Source organism: Actinospineispora eucalypti (assembly GCF_039543365.1).
Taxonomy (GTDB): Bacteria; Actinomycetota; Actinomycetes; order Mycobacteriales; family Pseudonocardiaceae; genus Pseudonocardia; species Pseudonocardia eucalypti.
The window spans coordinates 243,500-263,423 of the sequence record NZ_BAABJP010000008.1; the positions used below are offsets into that span (position 1 = coordinate 243,500).

A 19,924-nucleotide genomic window follows, 5' to 3' on the forward strand; every position below is an offset into this window, starting at 1 on the left:
GAACGGATGGGAGAGTTGATGGCGGGGCGCGGCTGCTTCTACCTGGTCAGCGCCGCCGGGTACCCCAACTACGGCGACGAGCTGGTCACCGCCGCCTGGCTGCACTTCCTGGCCAAGGTGGCGCCGGACGCCGACGTCTGGCTGGACTGCCAGGACCCGGGCACCGCCCAGCTGCTGCTGGGCCGCACCCACCCCCGGTTGCGCGTGGTGGACACCCTGTGGCGGCTGTGCCGGCGGGCCGGTTCCGAGGAGCCGTGGGAGGTGGCCGCCTGGGTGCGGCGCGCGGTCGGTGACCCGGGCCTCGCGCCCCGCTGGGCGGCCGGCATCGAGCTGCTCGGGCACGCCGACGTCGTTCACGTGCTCGGCGGCGGGTATCTGGCCGGCCTGTGGCCGGCGCACCTCGGCCTGCTGGCCGGCGCCGCCGAGGCGGTGGGCCGGTCCGGCGGGCGGGCGGTCATGACCGGCCAGGGGCTCCATCCGGCGGCGCCGGGTGCCGCTCCGCTGCTGCGGGCGCTGGCCGACCGGTTCGACCTGGTTGACCTGCGGGACGAGCCGTCCGCGCGGCTGGTCCGCGAGCCGGAGCAGGCGGCCGCGCACACCTCCGCCGATGACTCCTTCCTCATCCTGCGCGACGGGGTGGAGGCCCTGGTGGACCGCTCCCACCAACCGCCGGAGTTCATGCTGTGCCTGCAGCCGGACGCCGGCCAGATCAGCAAGCCCGCACTGGCCGGGCGGGTGCTCGCCATGCTCCGTGCCTGGCGGGCCCGGCCGGACCAGGTCGGGGTGGTGGAGGGCATCCCGGGCGCCGACCGGGAGGTGTACGCGCTGCTGGAGCACGAGCTCCCGGGCGCGCGGTTCTACCCGTTCGCGCACACCTGGCAACACGGCCTGCCGCTCGGCGGGCACCAGAAGTGGATCTCCACGCGGTTCCACCTCCACCTGCTCGCGGCCGCCGCCGGGGCGGCCGGCGTCGCGGTGAGCGTGCACGACGAGTACTACTCGGTGAAGCACCGCTCGCTGATCGAGGCCGGCTCGGGCTGGACGATCAGCGATGACGCCGACCGCACTCCCCCGATGCCCGAGCCGTCCCTGGCCGGCTTCGGTCCGGAGACGCTCCGCCGGCTGGCCGAGCGCAAGACCGCCATCGCGCGGCGGATCTACCTACCGGGACCCACCGGGTAGATCCAGGGCGGACGTCAGCGGCACCCCCGGGCGGTAGGCCAGGTAGCGGTGCGACGGCGCGTCCAGCACGGCCAGGTCGGCCCGGGCGCCCACGCCCAGGTGGCCGACGTCGGTCCGGCGCAGCGCGGCGGCCGCGCCGGAAGTGGCCGCCCAGACCGCCTCGGCCGGGGTCATGCCCATCTCCCGCACGGCCAGCGCCAGGCAGAACGGCATGGACGAGGTGAAACAGGAGCCGGGGTTGCAGTCGGTGGCCAGCGCCACGGTCGCTCCGGCGTCCAGCAGCCGGCGGGCGTCCGGGTAGGGCTGCCGGGTGGCGAACTCGACGCCCGGGAGCAGGGTGGCCACGGTGTCCCCCTCGGCCAGCGCCGCCACGTCCGGCCCGTCCAGGAAGGTGCAGTGATCCACACTGGCCGCTCCCAGCTCGACGGCCAACCGGACCCCGGGACCCTCGGCCAGCTGGTTGCCGTGTACCCGCAGGCCCAGGCCGGCTGCCTGGCCCGCCACCAGGATGGCCCGGCTGGCGTCCGCGTCGAAGGCGTGCGGCGAGGCCGGTTCGCAGAACACGTCGACCCAGCGGGCGTGCGGCGCGCACGCGGTCAGCATCGGCCCGGTGACCAGCGCGAGGTACTCGTCGACCCGGCCGGCGTACTCGGGCGGCAGCACGTGCCCGCCGAGGAAGGTGGTCTCCTCGGTCACCTCCCTGGCCAGCCGCAACGCACGGGCCTCGTCGGCGACGGTCAGCCCGTAGCCGCTCTTCACCTCCACCGTGGTGGTGCCCTGCGCGCGCATCTCGCCGACCAGCGCGTGCAGCCGGGCGCGCAGCGTCTCGTCGTCCGCGTCCCGAGTGGCCCGAACCGTGGCCGCGATGCCGCCGCCGTCGTATCGTTCACCGGCCATCCGCGCGGCGAACTCGGCCGAGCGCTCACCGCCGAAGACCAGGTGGGTGTGGCTGTCCACGAACCCCGGCAGCACGGCCCGGCCGCCCAGGTCGCGGCGAGTGTCGGCGGCCGGGGCCCGCTTCGCCGGCCCGAGCCAGGCGATCCGGCCGTCGTCCACCACCAGCGCGGCGTCGGTGAGCAGGCCCAGCGGTGTCCCGTCGCCGGCCTCCGGGTCATTGCTGACCAGCTCGGCGATACCGGTGACCAGCGTGCTCATTGCCCCTCCCAGAGCGGTTGGATGGCCTGGGCGAGCAGGGACCCCACGTCGCCGAGCCGGTGCCGGCCCTCGTTGACGACGGTGCGGCCGTCGACCACCACCGTGTGCACGTCGGCCGCGCCGGCGGCCAGCACCACCTGCCCCGGTGCGGCCCCGGCGGTGCGCGGGCTGTCCAGGCGTACCGCGACCAGGTCGGCCCGCCGGCCAGGGGTGATCCGGCCGGCGTCCGGCCACCCCAGGCCGGCCTGGCCGGCCTGGGTGAGCGCGTGCACCAGCTCGGCCGGGGTGAAGTGCCCGCGCCGCCCGGAGGCCAGCCGCTGGTAGTGCTCCACCAGGCGAACCTCGGCCAGCGGATCGACCGCCGCGTGCTGGTCGCTGCCCACCGCCAGCGGGCACCCGGCGTCCCGCAACGCGGTGAACGGGCCGATGCCGTCGGCCAGGTCCGCCTCGGTGCTCGGGCAGGCGCACACCGACGTGCGGCTGTCCCCCAGCAGCCGGATGTCGGTGTCGGTGAGGTGGGTGGCGTGCACGGCGGTGGTCGCCGGGCCCAGCGCACCGCGCTCGGCGAGCAGTTGTGTCGGGGTGCGGCCGTAGTGTGCCCGGCATGCCTCGTTCTCCGCCGGTTGCTCGGAAAGGTGCAGGTGTAGCGGCCCGTCATGGGCCGCCTCGAGCAGCGTAGGGAGTTGCTCGGCGGGCACCGCCCGCACCGAGTGCACCGCCGCACCGATCCGCACCCCGTTACCGCCGTCCCCGCAGAGGGCGTCCCCGCGGAGGGCGTCGACGCGGGCCGCCCAGGCTTCGGCGTCGCCGTCGCTGAACCGGGTCTGTACCTCGTCCAGCGGGGTGTGCCCGCTCGCGTCCAGCCCGCCGGCGGTGTAGCAGGTGTCCAGCAGGGTCAGCCGCACGCCGGCGTCCTCGGCGGCGGCGATCAGCGCCCGGCCCATCTCGTTGGGGTCCCGGTACCGGCCGCCGCCGGGCGGATGGTGCAGGTAGTGGAACTCGCCGACGCTGGTCACCCCGGCCAGCGCCATCTCGGCGTACACCGCGCGCGCCAGGCCCAGGTAGGTGTCCGGGTCCAGGCGGGCGGCCACCGCGTACATCCGCCGCCGCCAGGTCCAGAAGGTGCCGCCGCCGTCGTGCACCCGGCCGCGCAGCGCCCGGTGGAACGCGTGGCTGTGGGCGTTGGCGAAGCCGGGCAGCACCAGCCCGGCCAGCCGGTGGTCGCCGGCTTCGGCGGTCACACCCGCCGACACGTCGGTGATCCGGCCGGCTTCGGTGGTCACCCGCACCGAAGCGACGGGAGCGCCGGCCAGCCAGGCGTACTCGCACCAGAAGGCGGTGGGGCTCATCCGAGCTCCCGCAGCACGCGGGCCAGCGCGTGCACGCCCCGGTGGCAGTCGTCCGGTTCGGCGTGCTCCCGGGGGGAGTGGGAGACGCCGGTCGGGTTGCGCACGAACAGCATGGCGCTGGGGATGCCGGCGGCGGCCAGGATGCCCGCGTCGTGGCCGGCGCCGGTGGGCAGCACCGGGGCCGGGGTGCCGTCGGGATCGGCGAGCAGCGTGGCCAGCCGGTCACGCAGGTTCGGGTCGAAGTCGGTGGTCGGCGTCCACGACTCCTCCACCGGGTCCACCCCGGCGGCCGCGGCCACGTCGGCCACCACGGCGCGCACGTCCTCGGCCACCGGGCCGCGGGCGTCCAGCCACGCGGTCACCGCCGAAGGGATGGCGTTCACCCCGTTCGGGCGCACCGAGAGCTTGCCCACGGTGGCCAGTGCCCGGTGCCGTTCCGCCGAGGTGCGCGCGGTGCGGATGGCGTCGGCCAGCGCGAGCATCGGGTCCGCCCGGTCCGCGAGCCGGGTGGTGCCGGCGTGGTCGGCCCGGCCGGCCAGGTCCAGCCGCCACCGCCCGTGCGGCCAGATCGCGCTGGCCACACCGACCGCCGCGCCCGTGCCGTCCCGGGCGTCCACCAGGCCCTTGCCCTGTTCGACGTGCAGCTCGACGAACCGGCCGACCCGGCGCAGCGCCTCGGCGTCGGGACCCAGTGCCGACGGGGCCCGGCCGGCCGCCGCCAGGGCGTCCGCCATGGTCGTCCCGTCGCTGTCCCGCAGCGCCCTGGCCCGGTCGGCGTCCAGCCCACCGGTGAGGATGCGGCTGCCGGCGCAGGCCACCCCGAACCGGGCGCCCTCCTCGTCGGCGAACACCGCGATCGCCACCGGCCGGCGCGGCGACCAGCCTTCCGCGCGCAGCCGGTCCAGCGCGGCGAGCGCGGAGACCACGCCCAGCGGCCCGTCGAACGCGCCGCCGTCGGGAACCGAGTCCAGGTGGCTGCCCAACACCAGCCCGGGGCCGTCCGCGTCGGGGTCGCCCAGCCAGGCCCACAGGTTGCCGGCCCGGTCCTCGGTCAACGAGAGCCCGCGCCCGCCCGCCTCGCCGGTGAACCACTCGCGCAGCGCCGCGTCCTCCCGGGTCCAGGCGAAACGCCGGTAGCCGCCGGTGTCCCGGTCCCGGCCGAGCGGCGCCAGCTCGGCCCACATGCGGTCGAAGCTCATCGGGTGGTAGCCGCTTCGGTCACCGTGCCCGGCGGGTAGATCATCTCCGCCGGCGGCCGGGCGGTGCGCCGGGCCCACGGGTAGTACACGGCCGCCGTCACCGCCAGCCCGACCAGCCAGGAGATGTCGGCGCCGCCGAGTGCCTCGGCCAGCGGGCCGGTGTACATCGCCTGGGCCAGGAACGGCACCTGCACGCCGATGCCGACCAGGTAGGACACCAGGGCGACCGGGTTCCACCGCCCGTAGCGGCCGTCCGGGTCGTACACCGCCGGCACGTCCACCCGCTCCCGGGAGACCAGGTAGTAGTCCACCAGGTTCACCGCGCTCCACGGGGTGAACACGGTCAGCAGCACCAGGATGAAGTCCCGGAAGTTGGTCAGGAAGTCGCGCGAGGCCAGCACCGCGATCAGCACGGAGATCAGCAGGAACCCGCAGACGAACAGCACCCGGCCGAGCCGGGACACCCGGGCCGCCCCGGTGAAGGCGCTGATCGTGGTGAGCAGGCACATGAACCCGCCGTAGGCGTTCAGCGTGTTCACCGTGAGCTTGCCGACCACGATCACCAGGTAGATGGCCACCGCCACCGCGCCGACCCCGGCGAGCTGGCCCAGGAACCCGACCTGCGCGTCCAGGAAGCGGACCCCCGGCCCGGCCGGGATGGCCGCGAGCAGCGCGCCGAAGGTCATCGACCACTGGGAGCCGATCACCGTGCCCCACAGCGTGGCGTGGAAGGTGGCCCGCTCCGGGGTGTCCCGGGGCAGGTAGCGGGAGTAGTCGGCCACGTAGGGCCCGAAGGTGAGCTGCCAGCCGGCGCCGAGCGAGATGGCCAGCAGGAAGGTCACCGCGTCGAACGGTTTCACCCCGATCAGCGCGCCCACGTCGTACTGGGTGAACAGCCGCACCGCCAGGTAGCCGAAGCCGAGAATGCCGACCACCGTGGCCACCCGGCCGAGCAGGTGGATGTAGCGGTAGCCCAGGGTGGCCACCACCGCGGTGAGGGCTCCGAACACCACGATCCCCGCGGTCCGGGGGACCCCGAGCACCTCGCCCACCGCCTGGCCGGCCAGCACCGCACCGGTCGAGGCGAAGCCCAGGTACAGCAGCACCACCAGGACCAGCGGCAACGCGGCACCGTACACGCCGAACTGGGCCCGGCTGGAGATCATCTGCGGCAGGCCAAGGCGGGGTCCCTGCGCGGAGTGCAGGGCCATCACCACGCCGCCGGCCAGGTTACCGATCAGCAACCCGATGATCGCCCAGAGCGCATCGGCGCCGAACACCACCGCGAGCGCGCCGTCCACGATCGCGGTGATCTGCATGTTGGCCCCGAACCACAGGGTGAACTGGCTGGACGCCCGGCCGTGCCGCTCGGCGTCCGGAATGACGTCGATGGACCGCCGCTCGACCCCGGCCTGACTCGTCACGGTCATACCTCCCGCATCGGAACGGCCACCCCGCGCTCCTCGGCCGCCCGCTCGGCCTCGGGATAGCCGGCGTCCACGTGCCGCAGCACGCCCATCGCCGGGTCGTTGCGCAGCACGGCGGCCAGCTTGGCGGCGGCCATCTCGGTGCCGTCCGCGACGGTGACCTGGCCGGCGTGGATGCTGCGCCCGATGCCGACCCCGCCGCCGTGGTGTAGCGACACCCAGGTGGCCCCGCTAGCGGTGTTGACCAGCGCGTTCAGTATCGGCCAGTCGGCGATCGCGTCGGAGCCGTCGGCCATCGACTCGGTCTCCCGGTAGGGCGAGGCCACCGACCCGGCGTCCAGGTGGTCGCGCCCGATCACGATCGGTGCGCTGATCTCCCCGGACGCCACCATCTCGTTGAACCGCAGCCCGGCCACGTCCCGCTCGCCGTAGCCCAGCCAGCAGATGCGCGCCGGCAGTCCCTGGAAGGCCACCCGCTCGGCGGCGGCCGGGATCCAGCGTTGCACGGACTCGTTGTCCGGGAACAGCTCCAGCACGGCCCGGTCGGTGGCCGCGATGTCCGCCGGCTCGCCGGAGAGCGCCGCCCAGCGGAACGGGCCCTTGCCCTCGCAGAACAGCGGCCGGATGTACGCCGGCACGAACCCGGGGAACGCGAAGGCCCGGTCGAAGCCGCCCATCCGGGCCTCGTCGCGGATCGAGTTGCCGTAGTCGAACACCTCGGCGCCGCCGTCCTGGAACCCGACCATCGCCTCCACGTGCCGGGCCATCGACTCCCTCGCCCGGTCGGTGAACTCCTCCGGTTTACGCTCCGCGTAATCGTCCCAGTCGTCCGGGTCGACGTCCTCCGGCAGGTAGCTGAGCGGGTCGTGGGCGCTGGTCTGGTCGGTGACGATGTCGATCTCCACCCCCCGCCGCAGTAGCTCCGGGAACACCCGGGCCGCGTTGCCGACCACGCCGACGGAAAGCGCCCGCCGGTCCCGCTTGGCGGCCAGGCTGCGGGCCACCGCGTCGTCCAGGTCGTCGGCCAGCTCGTCCAGGTAGCGGTGGTCCACCCGGCGGCGCAGCCGGGCCGCGACCGCGTCCACGATCAGGCAGACCCCGCCGTTCAGCGTGACCGCCAGCGGCTGCGCGCCGCCCATGCCGCCGCACCCGGCGGTCAGCGTGAGCGTGCCGGCCAGCGTGCCGCCGAACCGCTTGGCGGCCACGGCGGCGAACGTCTCGTAGGTGCCCTGCAGGATGCCCTGGGTGCCGATGTAGATCCACGAGCCGGCGGTCATCTGGCCGTACATGGTCAGCCCGAGCCGCTCCAGCCGGCGGAACTCCGTCCAGTTCGCCCAGTCCGGCACCAGGTGCGAGTTGGCGATCAGCACCCGGGGCGCCCACTCGTGGGTGCGCAGCACACCGACCGGCTTGCCCGACTGCACCAGCATCGTCTCGTCCTCGCGCAGCTCGGTGAGCGTGCGCACCATCGCGTCGAAGCTGGCCCAGTCCCGGGCGGCGCGCGCGGTGCCGCCGTAGACCACCAGGTCGTCGGGGCGCTCCGCGACCTCCGGGTCCAGGTTGTTCTGCAGCATCCGCAGCGGAGCCTCGGTCTGCCAGCTCCGCGCGGCCAGCGCGGAACCCCGCCGCGCGCGCACCCGTCGTGGTTCGGTCATGCCCTGCATCACACCCCGCTCGGCGGCCCGTAACCAGCGCTCCAACCAGCGGAAGTGTCTGAGATCCCAGACACTTCGCCACGACCCGACTCGCGTTCCGCTATCCGGTACCCAGATCCTCGACTCGCCGTACCCAGATTCCCGACTCGCCGTGCCCAAATTCCCGACTCGCCGTACCCAGATTCCCGACTCGCGGAGGGTGTCAGGTTGGGGGGTGGCCGCGGAGGCGGGCGGTGAGGGCGGCGGCGGCCTGGGTGATTGGGGCGGCCAGGTCGGGCCACGTGTCGCCCGGGTGCTGTTCGCGGCGGAAGGTGACGCTGATCGAGGCCACCGGGCGGCCGCCGTGGTCGAACGCGGCGGCCGCCAGGGAGGCGAACCCGGGCAGCACGTACTCGTCCTCCACCGACCACCCCCGACGGCGGTCCTCGGACAGCTCGCGGCGCAGCGCGGCCAGCGTGCGCGGGCCCCGGCCGGTGCGGTCGACGAACGCGTCGGGCGCCGGGAACAGCGCGCGGACCTGCGCCTTCGGCAGGTAGGCCAGGATCGCGCGGCCGGAGGCGGTGAGTGCCCCGGGCAGCCGCACGCCGACGTCGGTGATCAGCGCGACCTGGTTTCCCGGCTGCTCCTTGACCAGGTACATGATGTCCGCGCCGTGCAGGACGCCCAGGTGGGCGGCCTCGCCGACCGCGTCCACCACCCGCCGCAACAGTGGCCGGGCCAGCCGCTCGAGCGGCCGGTGGCGCAGGTACGCGGTGCCGATCTCGAAGGCCCCGACGTCCAGCGCCCACCGGCGCTCCTCGGCGAGATGGGTGACGAAACCCTGCTCGGCCATCGCGGCCAGCAGTTGGTACGTGCTCGACCGGGGGAGGTTCAGCTCGCGGGCGATCACCGCCGCCGGCACCGGCCCGGGCTGCGCCGCCAGGACGCGCAGCGCGGCCAGCGCCCGGGCCGCCGCGGGAACCCGGTCGCCGGGCCGGGTCACCGCCGTCCGCCCGTCCGGCCGCGCCGCACCCGTCCGTCCGTCCGCACCGCACCCGACCGTCCGGCCGACCGCGCCGCACCCGGAACTCGCTCCCCCGGCCGCATCGCCGGCTACCCGAGCCCGGCGGGCAGCAGCGACCCGTCCCTGATCAGCCCGACCACCGCCTCGATTTCCGGCGCGAGGTACCGGTCGGGGCCGGGCCCGGCGACCCCGGCCGCCCGCACCGCGTCGCGCACCGACCCGGTGGCCGGTGCGGCGGCCAGCGGGGCGCGCAGGTCCAGTGCCCGAGCCGCGGTCAGCACCTCGACGGCGAGCACCCGGGTCAGCCCGTCCAGCGCCCGCCGCAGCTTCCGTGCCGCATGCCAGCCCATGGACACATGATCCTCCTGCATGGCCGAGGACGGGATGCAGTCCACGCTGGCCGGCACGGCCAGCCGTTTCAGCTCACTGACCACGCCGGCCGCCGTGTACTGGGCGATCATCTGCCCGGAGTCCACCCCGGGGTCGTCGGCCAGGAACGGGGGCAGGCCGTGGTTGCGCGCCGGGTCGCAGAGCCGGTCCAGCCGCCGCTCGCTGATGCCGGCCACGTCGGCCACCGCGATGGCCAGGAAGTCCAGCACGTAGCCGACCGGCGCGCCGTGGAAGTTGCCGTTGGAGACCACCCGGCCGTCCGGGGTGACCACCGGGTTGTCGATCGCGCTGGCCAGCTCCCGCGCGGCCACCGCCTTCGCGTGCGCCACGGTGTCCCGCGCCGCGCCGTGCACCTGCGGCGAGCAGCGCAGCGAGTACGCGTCCTGAACGCGGGTGCACCGGTTCGGTTCGCGGTGGCTGGCCATCACCCCGCTGTCCGCGAGCAGCAGCCGCAGGTTGGCCGCCGAGGCGGCCTGGCCGGGGTGGGGGCGCAGCGCCTGCAGGTCCTCGGCGAACACCGCGTCGGTGCCCAGCAGCGCCTCCACGCTCATCGCGGCGGCCACGTCGGCCGTGCGCAGCAACCGGTCCAGGTCGGCGAGCGCGAGCACCAGCATGCCGAGCATGCCGTCCGTGCCGTTGATCAGCGCCAGGCCTTCCTTCTCGGCCAGCTCCAGCGGCGCGATGCCGTGCGCCGGCAGCGCCTCGGCGGCCGGGCGCAGCCGTCCCTCCCGGTCCCGTACCTCGCCCTCCCCGGTAACCACGAGCGCGACGTGCGCCAACGGGGCCAGGTCTCCCGAGCAGCCCAGCGAGCCGTACTCGTGGACCACCGGCGTCAGGCCGGCGTCCAGGAGCGCGGCATACGCGGCTGCCGTGGCCGGCCGCACCCCGGTCCGCCCGGTGGCCATGGTGGACAGCCGGAGCAGCATCATCGCCCGTACGACCTCGGTCTCCACCTCGGCACCGGAACCCGCCGCGTGGGACCGGATCAGGCTGCGCTGCAGCGCGGCCCGCTTCTCCCGGGGGATGTGCTTGGTGGCCAGCGCGCCGAACCCGGTGGAGATGCCGTAGTGCGCCCGGGGGTCGCTGGCCAGGTCCTCGATCACCTTCCGGCTGGCCGCGATCGCGCGCAGCGCGTCATCGGACAGCCCGACGCCCACACCATGGCGGGCGACGGCGACCAACTGGTCGGGAGTGATCGGATCTGGCTCGACAAGCACGCGAACGGTCATCCCGCCATCGCACAGGACCCGAAGCACCGCGGTCAAAGCCCATCCGCTCCCGTCGCGAGGATCGGCGGGCGGGGGGCGGGCATCGGGGGGTCAGGCGCCGTAGAGCCAGTCGACGTGGCGGTAGTCGGCGGGGTCGCGGTCGGTGAGCAGCGCGTTTCGGACGGAGCGGAACAGGCCGTCGCAGTGCCACAGCTCGCCCCAGGCCCGAGCCTTGCGCTGCACCTCGGCGGTGCGCCCGGTGCGCAGCTCGGCGTATTCGCGCAGGGTGGCGTCCCAGTCGCCGGCGTGTTTCACCGCCTGGGTGGCCAGGCAGTCGGCGTCCTCGATGGCCTGGCAGGCGCCCTGCGCCAGATACTGCAGCATGGGATGGGCAGCGTCCCCGGTGAGGGCCAGCCGCCGGTCCACCCAGGTGTCGATGGGCTCGCGGTCGTACATCCGCCACCAGCGGTCCCGCCACAGGTTGCCCAGCGCGTCGCGGACCGGCCGGCAGGTGTGTGAGAACGCGGCGTCCAGCTCGTCCGGCGTGCCCCACTCGGCCTCGCCGGCCAGCGCCTTGGGCGAGCGGAACACCGCCACCTGGTTGAGCATCTCGCCCCCGCGCAGCGCGTACTGCACCAGGTGACAGCCCGGGCCGACGTAGACCACCATCGCGGCCAGGTCCAGTTGGCTGGTGTCCACCTGTTCGATCGGCAGCGCCCCCCGGTAGGCCACGTAGGCCGAGCTGACCGGCTCGTCCGGGCTGAGCAGGCCGCGCAGCCGGGAGCCCAGTCCGTCGGCGGCGAGCACCAGCCGGCCGGTGTCGCTGCGCCCCTCGCCGACCGCCGTCGCACTGCCGCCGTCCCGCTTCACGTCGGTCACGAGCGCGTCGGTGACCAGCTCGACACCGGCCTCCCGGCAGGCCTCCAGCAGGATGGAGTGCAGGTCGGAGCGGTGCAGCACCACGTACGGGGCGCCGTACCGGCGCTCGGCGTCGGTCATGTCCAGGTGGGTCAAGGTGCTGCCGTCCACGGCGTCGCGCAGCACCAGCCGGCGGGGCAGCACGCCGCGGGCCATCACCTCGTCCAACAGCCCCCAGGAGCGCAGCACCCGGGTGGCGTTCGGCGCCATCTGCAGCCCCGCGCCCACTTCCCCGAACCGCGGTTGCTGCTCGAGGACCCGCACGGTGTGGCCGGCGCGGCGCAGGGCGAGCGCGCTGCTCAGCCCGCCGATGCCGCCGCCGACCACCACCGCGTCGATCATGTCGGTCATGCCGGCACTCGCGCCGCCGCCCGGGCGGTGTTGGTCAGCCGGCCCAGCCCGTCGATCTCGGTGACCAGCACCGACCCGTCGGCCAGGTAGCGCGGTGGCTTGCGGGCGTGCCCGACGCCCCCCGGGGTGCCGGTGGCGATCACGTCGCCGGGGTTGAGCGTGACGATCCGGCTGATGTAGCCGACCAGCTCCACCGGGTCGAACACCAGGTCGTCGGTGTTGGCCGACTGGACGGTCTCGCCGTCCACCTCGCAGCGCAGTGCCAGCGACGGGCGGGGGCCGCCGGGCAGCTCGTCCGGGGTCACCAGTGCCGGGCCGAACGGGCTGGTCGCCTCGAAGGTCTTGCCTTGCAGCCACTGCAGGGTGCGGTACTGCCAGTCCCGCATGGTGACGTCGTTGAGCACGGCGAACCCGGCGATGGCGGCCGCCGCCCCGGCCTCGTCGACCCGCCGCGCCGGGGCGCCGATGACCACGGCCAGCTCAGCCTCCCAGTCCACCGCCGACGACTCGGCCGGCAGCTCGATCGGGTCGTTCGGGCCGACCAGCGCCTCGGCGAACTTGCCGAACAGCGTGGGGTGTTCGGGCAGCTCGCGGCCCATCTCCAGGATGTGCGTACGGTAGTTCAGCCCGACGCAGAAGATCTTCCCCGGGCGGGGAACCAGTGGGGCGAGGTCTTGCTGGTCGAACGTGTGCCGGGTCCCGGAAGCGGCCGCCGCGCGCTCCCGCCAGCGCGGGTCGGAGAGCAGCGCGCCGACGTCCGGCGCGTCGATCTCCACCGCCTGCTCGCCGTCCAGGCGTGCCGCGCGGGTGCCGCTCGGGGTGCGGACCGTGGTCAGCCTCATTCGGGGTTTCCTTCCGTTTCGACCCACACCCGGTGGGCGTGCAGGGATTCGAAGATGGGGGTGTCGCTGAACCGGAACAGATCCATGCCGGCGTCGGACGCGACCACGGTGAGCGTCGCCCAGGACGGCACCGCGACCAGGTCTCCCCTGGTCACCGCCCATTCCCTCTCGCCGACGCGCACCATGCCGGCGCCGTCGAAGACCTGCCACACCGCCGAGCCGACCTCGCGGCGGGCGGCGGTCCGGGTGGCCGGGCGCAGCCGGTGCATCTCGGCGCGGATGGTCGGCATGACGTCGCCGCCGGTGGTCGGGTTGCTGAACCGGACGGCGGCGTGTCCGGGCTCCACCACGCCGGCGTGACCCTCGTCGGCCAGCTCCAGCTGCTCGCGCAGCGCGGCGTCGGTGTGCTCCCACCGGTAGGCGGCGATCGGCGAGCTGGGCCGGGGGTCGGCCTGGGACACCGGGCGAAGCCCGGGGTGCGCCCACAGGCGCTCCGCGCGGGACCGGGCGGGGGTGCTCCGGTCGGCCACCCGGTCCGGGCCCATCTCGAAGAACGCCGAGCCGGTGTAGTGCACGAACGGGATGTCCAGCCCGTCCAGCCAGGCCATCGGCCGGTCGCTCTGGTTGTGGTGACCGTGGAAGTGCCAGCCGGGGGTGAGCAGGAAGTCGCCCCGCCGCATGGCCACCGGGTCCCCGTTGACCTCGGTCCACACCCCTTCCCCCTCCACCACGAACCGGAACGCGTGCTGGGTGTGCCGGTGCACCGGCGCGTCCTCGCGCGGGTTGAGGTACTGGATGGCCGCCCACAGGGTCGGCGTGGCGTACGGCGCGCCGCCGAGCCCCGGGTTGGCCAGCGCGATCGCCCGCCGCTCGCCGCCCCGGCCGACCGGGACCAGCTCGGCCGAGCGTTCGGCCAGCCCCAGCAGGTTGGCCCACCGCCACACGTGTGACGCCGCGGCCGGGCGCGGGCTGCTCGGCATCAGGTCACCGATCTCGGTCCACAGCGGAACCAGCAGCTCCCGCTCGAATCCCCGGTACAGCTCCTCCAGTTGGGGCGACGGCGTCGGCTGGCCCGGCGCGTCGACGGCCTTGAGGGTGACCGGGGACAGGGTGGAGGTCATGGCGTGGCGACTCCTTCCGATCGGACGCCCGGCGAAGCGGCTGCCACCCCGCGCGGGGCGAACAGCAGGACGGCCCCGGCGAGCGCGGCGGCAGCGGCGAAGGCGAGAAAGTTGGCGTTGACCCCGAGACCCGCGGCCAGCAGGAGGCCGCCGACCTGCGGCGCGGCCACCGCGCCGATCCGGCCGATGCCGAGCGCGGTGCCCAGGGCGCCGCCGCGCAGCGCGGCCGGGTAATAGGTGGCCACGGCGGCGATGATCAGGCACTGGGTGCCGTGCGTGCCCACCCCGGCGAGCAGCAGCGCGAGGTACGAGATCGCGGTACCCGGCCCGGTGATCAGCACCAGCAGGCCGGCGGCCGCGGCCAGGCAGGCCACCGCCGCGGTGGGCACCGGCCCGAAGCGCACCCCGCCCCAGGCGCTGAGCAGCGAGCCCACCACCGCGCCCAGGTTCAGCGCGAGCAGGAAGGCCAGTGCCGGCCCCAGGTCGAACCCGGCGGTGCGCATCAACTGGGGCAGCCAGGTGCCGAGGCCGTACCAGGCGAACAGGGTGGCCAGCGTGGCCAGCGCGAACAGCACCGTCGGCCGCAGCAACGGCGGCCGGAACAGCGCGGAGGGGTGCGCCGACGGCGTCGGGCCGTCCGCCGGGACGACGCCGAACCGGGCCTCGATCCGCGCCGCCCGTTCCACCTGCCCCCGGGTGCGCAACCAGGCCGGCGACTCGGGCAGCCAGCGCAGGCACACCGGCACTACCAGCACGATGGCCAGCAGCGCCACCCAGAACATCGGCCGCCAGCCGTGCCCGGGCAGCACCGCGATGCCGATCAGCGAGGCCGCCGAGCCGCCGATGGGCACGCCGGACATCATCAGCGTGGCCACCACGGACCGGTGCCGGGGCGCCACGAACTCGGCGCCGAGCGCGTTGGCCGAGGGCACCAGCCCGCCCAGGCCGATACCGGCGAGCAGGCGGAACGCGCCGAACGCGGCCGGTCCCTCCGCCACCGCGCACAGCGCCGTGAACAGGGAGAACCACACGGTGCAGGCCAGGATGGTGGCGCGCCGGCCCAGCCGGTCGCAAAGGAAGCCGGCGAGCAGCGCGCCGATCAGCATGCCCAGGAAGGCCAGGCTGCCCAGCAGTCCGGCGCTGGCCGGGTTCAGCCCCCAGCCGGGCTCGTGCAGCAGCGCCGGGACGACGGTGCCGTAGACGATCAGGTCGTAGCCGTCGAAGACCACGAGCACCCAGCACAGCACCGTGACGGTGATGCCGGCACGGTTTCCGCTCATGTTCGGGACGCTACTTCTGTTCTGTCAGCAGAACGCTAGAATTCTGCCATGAAGAACAAGCCGGCCTACGGCATCGAGTCCGTGGACCACGCGCTGCACCTGGCCACGCTGCTGCGGCAGGAGGGGCCGATGCGGGTGACCGATGCCGCCGCCCGGCTCGGGGTGGCCCGCTCGACCGCGCACCGCCTGCTCGCCATGCTGGTCTACCGGGACTTCGCGGAGCAGGACGCGCAGCGGCGCTACGTGGCCGGCCCGGTGCTGCGTGACCCCGCGGCCCCTCAGCCGGTGGCCGACCTGCGCCGGGCCGCGCTGCCGCACCTGCGGGCGCTGGTGGACCGGACCGGGGAAACCGTGAACCTGATGGTGGTCCTCGGAATCCACGCCCGGTTCGCCGCCACCGTGGAGTGCTCCCGCGTGCTGCGGGTGGGTGACCGGGAGGGCCGGGTGCTGCCGGCGCACCTGGCCTCCGGCGGCCTGGCCGTGCTGGCCACGCTGCCGGACGAGGAGGTCACCGCGCGCTACGCCGTGCCGGACTCACCACTGCCCGACGTCACCGGCCTGCTCCGCGAGCTGCGCCGGGTGCGCCGGCAGGGCTTCGCAGTGAACGACCAGCGCACCGAGGCCGGCGTGACCGCCGTGGGCCGGCTGCTGCGCACCCCGCCCGGAGCCACGCCGGCCGCCATCACGTTGGCCATGCCGACCGTCCGGTACCGGCGGGCGGAGCTGGACGGGTGGGTCCGTCAGCTCGGCGCGGCGGCCACCGCGATCGAGGCCGACCTCGCCTGAACCACCCGTTCGACCAGCCAGACCCCGGCCGCCACCAGGCCGGCGACCGCACCGAGCACGCAGACCGCCGTCCACCCGGCGAGCACGTACGCGGCCACGCCCAGCGCGCTGCCGGCGGTGCCGCCGAGGAAGTACCCGGTCATGTACGCGGTGGTGATCCGGGCGCGCGCGTCCGGGCGCAGCTCGTAGATGACGCACTGGTTGGTGATCTGCAAGCCCTGCACGCCGAGGTCGAGCAGCAGCACGCCGACGGCCAGGGCGAGCACCGAATGCCCGCCGAGCAGCAGCGCCCCGAAGCTGATCGTCACCGCCGCCACGAAGCCCAGCGTGGCCCACCGCGCGTGGCCCCGGTCGGCCAGCGAGCCGGCGAACCGCGCGGCCACCGCACCGGCCGCGCCGAGCAGCGCGAACAGCCCGATCTGGGTCTCGCTCCAGTGGTACGGCGGGCGGGCCAGCAGGAACCCGGCGGTGGACCAGAACACGCTGAACGCGGCGAACGCGCAGGCGCCGTAGACCATCCGGTAACGCAGCACCCGTTCGTCGCGCACCAGCCGGAGCACCGAGCCGAGCAGTGCCGGGTAGCTCATCCGGGCCGTCGGCGCCGCCGACGGCAGCTCCAGCCACAGCAGGACGGCCACGGCGAGGGTCACGATCGCGGCGATGCCGAACACCCAGCGCCAGCCGACCAGGCCGGCGAGCACGCCGGACACCGTTCGGGACAGCAGAATTCCCAGCAGCAGGCCGCTCATCACCGTGCCCACCACCCGGCCCCGGCGCTCCTCGCCGGCCAGCTGCGCGGCGAACGGCACGATCACCTGCACCGCCACCGAGGTCAGGCCGACCAGCACGGCCACCGAGGCGATCACCGCCAGCGTGGGGGCCAGCGCCATCACGGCCAGTCCGCCCGAGCAGCCGACCAGCAGCGTGACCAGCAGCCAGCGGCGTTCCACCAGGTCACCCAGGGGGACCAGGGTGGCCAGGCCGACCGCGTAACCCAGCTGGAGCAACGTGACCAGTACCCCGACCCGCCCCGCGTCCGCGTGGAACTCCCTGGCCAGGGTGTCAACCAGCGGCTGGATGTAGTACAGGTTGGCCACCACCGCCCCGGTGGCGAAAGACATGGTGGCAACTACACGGCGGGAAGCGGGCACAACTTCCAGGATGAGGCGCAACCCATTCTTCTGTCCAAGACATGGTTTCGTTAGCACTCATCGTTACGGTAGATAAATGGAGTTCCGGCAGATCGAGCACTTCGTCGCGGTGGTCGAACACGGCGGGTTCAGCCCGGCCGCCCGCTCGGTGCGGATCGTGCAGTCCGCGCTGAGCACGTCGGTGCGCAACCTGGAGCGGGAGCTGGGCGCGGCGCTGTTCGAACGGACCACCCGCCGGGTCGCGCTGACCGAGGCCGGCCGCGCCTTCCTGCCGGCCGCCCGGCGGGTGCTGGCCGAGGCGGTCACCGGCGTGGACGCGGTCCGCGCGGTGGCCGGGCTGAGCCGGGGCCGGGTGGCCATCGGCGCCATCCAGTGGCTGGGCCCCGTGGACCTGCCGGCCGAGCTGGCGGCGTTCCACCGGACCTATCCGGAGATCCAGATCAGCGTGCTCAACGCGCCGGTCACCGAGCTGATCGAGCGGCTGCGCGGCGGGGATCTGGACCTGGCCTACCTGGCCGAGGACGGGCCGGTGCCGGACGACCTGGCCAGCCAGGTGGTGTACCGGGAGAAGCTCATGCTGATCATGCCCGAGGGACACCGGCTGGCCGGACGGGACCGGGTGAGCTGGCTGGAGCTGGCCGACGAGCCGTTCGTGGAGTTCTCCGAGGGCTCGGCGGTCACCGGGCTGCTGCGCCGGGTGTCCGCCGAACTGGGCCTGCGCCGGCGCATCGTCGGCCAGGTCACCCAGCTGGGCCTGCAGCTCGGCCTGGTGAGCAGCGGCATCGGGGTGGCGATCGTGCAGGGCACCCTGGCCACCACCACCCCGGGCCTCGCGGTGGCCGAGCTGACCGAACCGGCGTCGGAGTGGCAGGTGTCGCTGGTCAGCCGCGCCCCCCGACCGACCAACCCGGCGGCGGTGGCGCTGCGCGAGCACCTCAGCCGGCGTGCATGACCACGTTCACCACGTACCCGTTCGGCTCCCGCACGAAGAACCGCCGCACCCCCCACGGCTCGGTGGTCAGCGGGTGCACGATCGGGTGGCCGAGCGCGAGCGCCCGCTCGTGGACCGCCTCGACGTCCGGCACGCCGACCGAGATCACCGAGTCTTCCGGGGCGGACGCGTCCCTGGTCACCAGGCTCAGCTGGGCGGCCGGGTTGCCCGGCGCCCGGAAGGTGGCGATCCAGCCCAGGTCCATGTCCTTCCGCAGGCCCAGCACGTCCTGGTAGAAGGCGTGGCCGAGGCCGGGCTCGGCCACCTTCAGGTTGGGCACGATGCGCTGAATGGTCATGCGGGCGAGCCTAGGCAGGCCGCCCCGCGCCGTCTTGGACAAAGGGGAACGGCTGGTTCACCGCCCCGAGCGCACCGGCCGGCCCGGCCGGGCGTCCGGCAGCAACCCGCCGTCGCGGACCACGAACTCGCCACCCACCAGCACGTGCCGGATGCCGGCCGACGGGGCGAGCGCGGCGTAGGTGGCCCGGTCGCTGATCGTCTCCGGGTCGAAGAGCACCAGGTCGGCGTCCGCGCCGACCCGCACCCGGCCCTTCCCGGCCATCGCCGGCACCGAGTCGGCGAGGATCTGGGCCGGCAGCAGCGAACAGCGCCGCACCGCCTCGGCCAGGGACAGCGCCCCGGACTCCCGGACCAGCCAGCGGAACGTCCGCGCGTAGCTGCCCGCGCCGCGCGGGTGGGTCCGGTACCCGGGCGGCACCGGCCAGCCGTCCTCGGCCACGTCGCCACCCGGCCTGACCAGCGGCATCGCGTCGGTGGCGATGGCGGTGTCGGGCAGCAGCAGCGAACGCCGCAGCAGCGCCCGGTCGTCCTCGTCGTCCTCGTCGAAGAAGCTGACGAACACCAGGCCGCCGGGGTCGGTGGCCCGCAGTTCGCGCAGCCGCTCGGCGTCGGCGATCCGCTCGCCGGTGGCCAGGTAGGTGAGCGAGCTGGGCCGCATGCCCTGCCTCTCCAGCGCCTCCGGGGCCAGGAACGGGCGCCGACCACGGTGGAACCCGAGCCGTAGGGGTAGGCCTCCGTGGTCACCCGCAGCCCGTAGCCGCGGGCTCGCTGGATGGCGTCGGCGATGCCGTCGATGGACCGGTTGGACGTGCTGTTCAGGTGGCAGAGGTGCATGTGGGCGCCGGTGCCGGCGGCCGCCGAGATGACCTCCAGTGCGGCCTCCAGCGCGCCGCGCGGCTCCTGCCGGGACTGGAACCGGGCGTGGGTGAAGGTCGGCACGCCGAGCCGCTCGGCCAGGCCGGCCAGCCGCAGGTACTCCACCCGCTCGCTGTCCGGGGCATAGCCGAGCAGCACCCCGATGCCGACCGCGCCCTCCCCCACCGCCTCCTCCAGCAGCCCCAGGATGCGGTCCACCTCGCCGGCGGTCGCCGGGGCCCGCCAGCGCGGGCCGTCCTGGTGGGCGGCGAACGTCGCCAGGCCGCCACGCCCGCTGCCCGCCGCGTGCACCCCGTCCAGCACCTGCATGCGGGCGCCGGCCCAGGACGCGGAGAAGCCGTAGTTCACCGGTCGCCCCTCGGCCTCGGCGTCCGCGTAGCTGGCCGCCACCGGCAGCGCCCCGGCCTCCAACTCCAATGAGGTGGTCACCCCGTCCAGCGCCTGGAGCTGCAGGCCGGTGATGCTCTGCGCGTGGCTGTGCAGGTCGATGAACCCGGGCGCGAGCACCAGCCCGGTGGCATCCACGATCCGCGCGCCCGGCGGCGCCTGCTCGCCCACCGCCGCAATCCGCCCGCCGGCGACGCCGACCGCGCGCACCGCGTCCAGCCCGGACTCCGGGTCCACCACCCGCGCACCGGTGAACACCAGCTCGCATTCCACATCCGCGGTAGTCACCCTGATCGGCTTACCCGAGCCGGCCACCGAGCACAATCCGCCGGCCCGCATACCTCGGGGCGGGC

The 19,924-nt window shown here is 74.5% G+C and carries 17 protein-coding genes and 1 pseudogene; 3 read left to right on the top strand and 15 right to left on the bottom strand.

Annotated elements, in window-relative coordinates:
- The first annotated feature begins 18 nt into the window (after positions 1-18).
- Positions 19-1,182, top strand: coding sequence for a polysaccharide pyruvyl transferase family protein (locus tag ABEB12_RS12125; protein WP_185061738.1), 1,164 nt, complete (start codon positions 19-21; stop codon positions 1,180-1,182).
- Here ABEB12_RS12125 and hutI read toward each other — a convergent pair.
- The 11 genes from hutI to ABEB12_RS12180 all read right to left on the bottom strand — a co-directional run bounded on the left by hutI (position 1,162) and on the right by ABEB12_RS12180 (position 15,080).
- Positions 1,162-2,337 (bottom strand): imidazolonepropionase, encoded by a 1,176-nt coding sequence (gene hutI, locus ABEB12_RS12130; protein WP_185061737.1) that lies wholly within the window; start codon positions 2,335-2,337, stop codon positions 1,162-1,164. The two genes, ABEB12_RS12125 and hutI, sit on opposite strands and share 21 nt — an antisense overlap.
- Positions 2,334-3,686 carry a formimidoylglutamate deiminase gene (locus tag ABEB12_RS12135; protein ID WP_185061736.1) on the bottom strand — a complete coding sequence of 451 codons (1,353 nt, stop codon included), beginning with the start codon at positions 3,684-3,686 and terminating at the stop codon, positions 2,334-2,336. The genes hutI and ABEB12_RS12135 overlap by 4 nt, the downstream gene beginning before the upstream one ends.
- Positions 3,683-4,885: an allantoate amidohydrolase gene (locus ABEB12_RS12140; RefSeq protein WP_221498152.1), complete on the bottom strand. Its 1,203-nt coding sequence runs from the start codon at positions 4,883-4,885 to the stop codon at positions 3,683-3,685. The genes ABEB12_RS12135 and ABEB12_RS12140 overlap by 4 nt, the downstream gene beginning before the upstream one ends.
- Complete coding sequence (locus ABEB12_RS12145; protein ID WP_185061735.1) at positions 4,882-6,315, bottom strand: purine-cytosine permease family protein; 1,434 nt, start codon at positions 6,313-6,315, stop codon at positions 4,882-4,884. Before ABEB12_RS12145 ends, ABEB12_RS12140 begins: the two co-directional genes overlap by 4 nt.
- Positions 6,312-7,967, bottom strand: a complete 1,656-nt coding sequence (locus ABEB12_RS12150) for a urocanate hydratase (protein WP_185061734.1) — start codon at positions 7,965-7,967, stop codon at positions 6,312-6,314. Before ABEB12_RS12150 ends, ABEB12_RS12145 begins: the two co-directional genes overlap by 4 nt.
- 202 nt (positions 7,968-8,169) lie before the next feature.
- Complete coding sequence (locus ABEB12_RS12155; protein ID WP_185061733.1) at positions 8,170-8,949, bottom strand: IclR family transcriptional regulator domain-containing protein; 780 nt, start codon at positions 8,947-8,949, stop codon at positions 8,170-8,172.
- 110 nt (positions 8,950-9,059) lie between these two features.
- Positions 9,060-10,589: a histidine ammonia-lyase gene (gene hutH / locus ABEB12_RS12160; protein WP_185061732.1), complete on the bottom strand. Its 1,530-nt coding sequence runs from the start codon at positions 10,587-10,589 to the stop codon at positions 9,060-9,062.
- Between the two features lie 90 nt (positions 10,590-10,679).
- Positions 10,680-11,837: an FAD-dependent oxidoreductase gene (locus tag ABEB12_RS12165; protein ID WP_185061731.1), complete on the bottom strand. Its 1,158-nt coding sequence runs from the start codon at positions 11,835-11,837 to the stop codon at positions 10,680-10,682.
- Complete coding sequence (locus tag ABEB12_RS12170) at positions 11,834-12,679, bottom strand: fumarylacetoacetate hydrolase family protein (RefSeq protein ID WP_185061730.1); 846 nt, start codon at positions 12,677-12,679, stop codon at positions 11,834-11,836. Before ABEB12_RS12170 ends, ABEB12_RS12165 begins: the two co-directional genes overlap by 4 nt.
- Positions 12,676-13,800 (bottom strand): cupin domain-containing protein, encoded by a 1,125-nt coding sequence (locus ABEB12_RS12175; protein ID WP_185061729.1) that lies wholly within the window; start codon positions 13,798-13,800, stop codon positions 12,676-12,678. The genes ABEB12_RS12170 and ABEB12_RS12175 overlap by 4 nt, the downstream gene beginning before the upstream one ends.
- Complete coding sequence (locus ABEB12_RS12180) at positions 13,797-15,080, bottom strand: MFS transporter (protein WP_185061728.1); 1,284 nt, start codon at positions 15,078-15,080, stop codon at positions 13,797-13,799. The genes ABEB12_RS12175 and ABEB12_RS12180 overlap by 4 nt, the downstream gene beginning before the upstream one ends.
- A gap of 48 nt (positions 15,081-15,128) precedes the next feature.
- On the opposite strand from ABEB12_RS12180, the gene ABEB12_RS12185 reads away from it, so the two are divergent.
- Positions 15,129-15,866, top strand: coding sequence for an IclR family transcriptional regulator domain-containing protein (locus tag ABEB12_RS12185; protein ID WP_185061727.1), 738 nt, complete (start codon positions 15,129-15,131; stop codon positions 15,864-15,866).
- Here the strand turns inward: ABEB12_RS12185 and ABEB12_RS12190 are convergent.
- On the bottom strand, positions 15,821-16,987 hold the full coding sequence (locus tag ABEB12_RS12190) for an MFS transporter (RefSeq protein WP_185061726.1): 1,167 nt from the start codon (positions 16,985-16,987) through the stop codon (positions 15,821-15,823). The genes ABEB12_RS12185 and ABEB12_RS12190 overlap by 46 nt on opposite strands.
- 106 nt (positions 16,988-17,093) lie before the next feature.
- On the opposite strand from ABEB12_RS12190, the gene ABEB12_RS12195 reads away from it, so the two are divergent.
- A complete protein-coding gene (locus ABEB12_RS12195) occupies positions 17,094-17,969 on the top strand; it encodes a LysR substrate-binding domain-containing protein (protein WP_185061725.1) in 876 nt (291 codons plus the stop codon).
- Here the strand turns inward: ABEB12_RS12195 and ABEB12_RS12200 are convergent.
- The 3 genes and pseudogenes from ABEB12_RS12200 to ABEB12_RS12210 form a co-directional block, all read right to left on the bottom strand.
- On the bottom strand, positions 17,953-18,306 hold the full coding sequence (locus tag ABEB12_RS12200) for a VOC family protein (protein WP_185061724.1): 354 nt from the start codon (positions 18,304-18,306) through the stop codon (positions 17,953-17,955). The two genes, ABEB12_RS12195 and ABEB12_RS12200, sit on opposite strands and share 17 nt — an antisense overlap.
- A 57-nt stretch (positions 18,307-18,363) precedes the next feature.
- Positions 18,364-18,966: an amidohydrolase family protein gene (locus tag ABEB12_RS12205; RefSeq protein ID WP_345702762.1), complete on the bottom strand. Its 603-nt coding sequence runs from the start codon at positions 18,964-18,966 to the stop codon at positions 18,364-18,366.
- Positions 18,967-19,025: 59 nt separating this feature from the next.
- A pseudogene (locus ABEB12_RS12210) lies at positions 19,026-19,910 on the bottom strand (amidohydrolase family protein); the annotation flags it as partial.
- Positions 19,911-19,924 lie beyond the last annotated feature (14 nt).

Excerpts from the sequence above, each read along its gene's own strand:
- ABEB12_RS12175 (WP_185061729.1), bottom strand. The coding sequence starts at position 13,800 with ATGACCTCCACCCTGTCCCCGGTCACCCTCAAGGCCGTCGACGCGCCG.
- ABEB12_RS12140 (WP_221498152.1), bottom strand. The coding sequence starts at position 4,885 with ATGAGCTTCGACCGCATGTGGGCCGAGCTGGCGCCGCTCGGCCGGGAC.
- hutH (WP_185061732.1), bottom strand. The coding sequence starts at position 10,589 with ATGACCGTTCGCGTGCTTGTCGAGCCAGATCCGATCACTCCCGACCAG.
- ABEB12_RS12190 (WP_185061726.1), bottom strand. The coding sequence starts at position 16,987 with ATGTCTTTCGCCACCGGGGCGGTGGTGGCCAACCTGTACTACATCCAG.
- ABEB12_RS12135 (WP_185061736.1), bottom strand. The coding sequence starts at position 3,686 with ATGAGCCCCACCGCCTTCTGGTGCGAGTACGCCTGGCTGGCCGGCGCT.
- ABEB12_RS12195 (WP_185061725.1), top strand. The coding sequence starts at position 17,094 with ATGGAGTTCCGGCAGATCGAGCACTTCGTCGCGGTGGTCGAACACGGC.
- ABEB12_RS12145 (WP_185061735.1), bottom strand. The coding sequence starts at position 6,315 with ATGACCGTGACGAGTCAGGCCGGGGTCGAGCGGCGGTCCATCGACGTC.
- ABEB12_RS12125 (WP_185061738.1), top strand. The coding sequence starts at position 19 with ATGGCGGGGCGCGGCTGCTTCTACCTGGTCAGCGCCGCCGGGTACCCC.
- ABEB12_RS12185 (WP_185061727.1), top strand. The coding sequence starts at position 15,129 with ATGAAGAACAAGCCGGCCTACGGCATCGAGTCCGTGGACCACGCGCTG.
- ABEB12_RS12180 (WP_185061728.1), bottom strand. The coding sequence starts at position 15,080 with ATGAGCGGAAACCGTGCCGGCATCACCGTCACGGTGCTGTGCTGGGTG.
- hutI (WP_185061737.1), bottom strand. The coding sequence starts at position 2,337 with ATGAGCACGCTGGTCACCGGTATCGCCGAGCTGGTCAGCAATGACCCG.
- ABEB12_RS12205 (WP_345702762.1), bottom strand. The coding sequence starts at position 18,966 with ATGCGGCCCAGCTCGCTCACCTACCTGGCCACCGGCGAGCGGATCGCC.
- ABEB12_RS12200 (WP_185061724.1), bottom strand. The coding sequence starts at position 18,306 with ATGACCATTCAGCGCATCGTGCCCAACCTGAAGGTGGCCGAGCCCGGC.
- ABEB12_RS12165 (WP_185061731.1), bottom strand. The coding sequence starts at position 11,837 with ATGACCGACATGATCGACGCGGTGGTGGTCGGCGGCGGCATCGGCGGG.
- ABEB12_RS12150 (WP_185061734.1), bottom strand. The coding sequence starts at position 7,967 with ATGACCGAACCACGACGGGTGCGCGCGCGGCGGGGTTCCGCGCTGGCC.
- ABEB12_RS12170 (WP_185061730.1), bottom strand. The coding sequence starts at position 12,679 with ATGAGGCTGACCACGGTCCGCACCCCGAGCGGCACCCGCGCGGCACGC.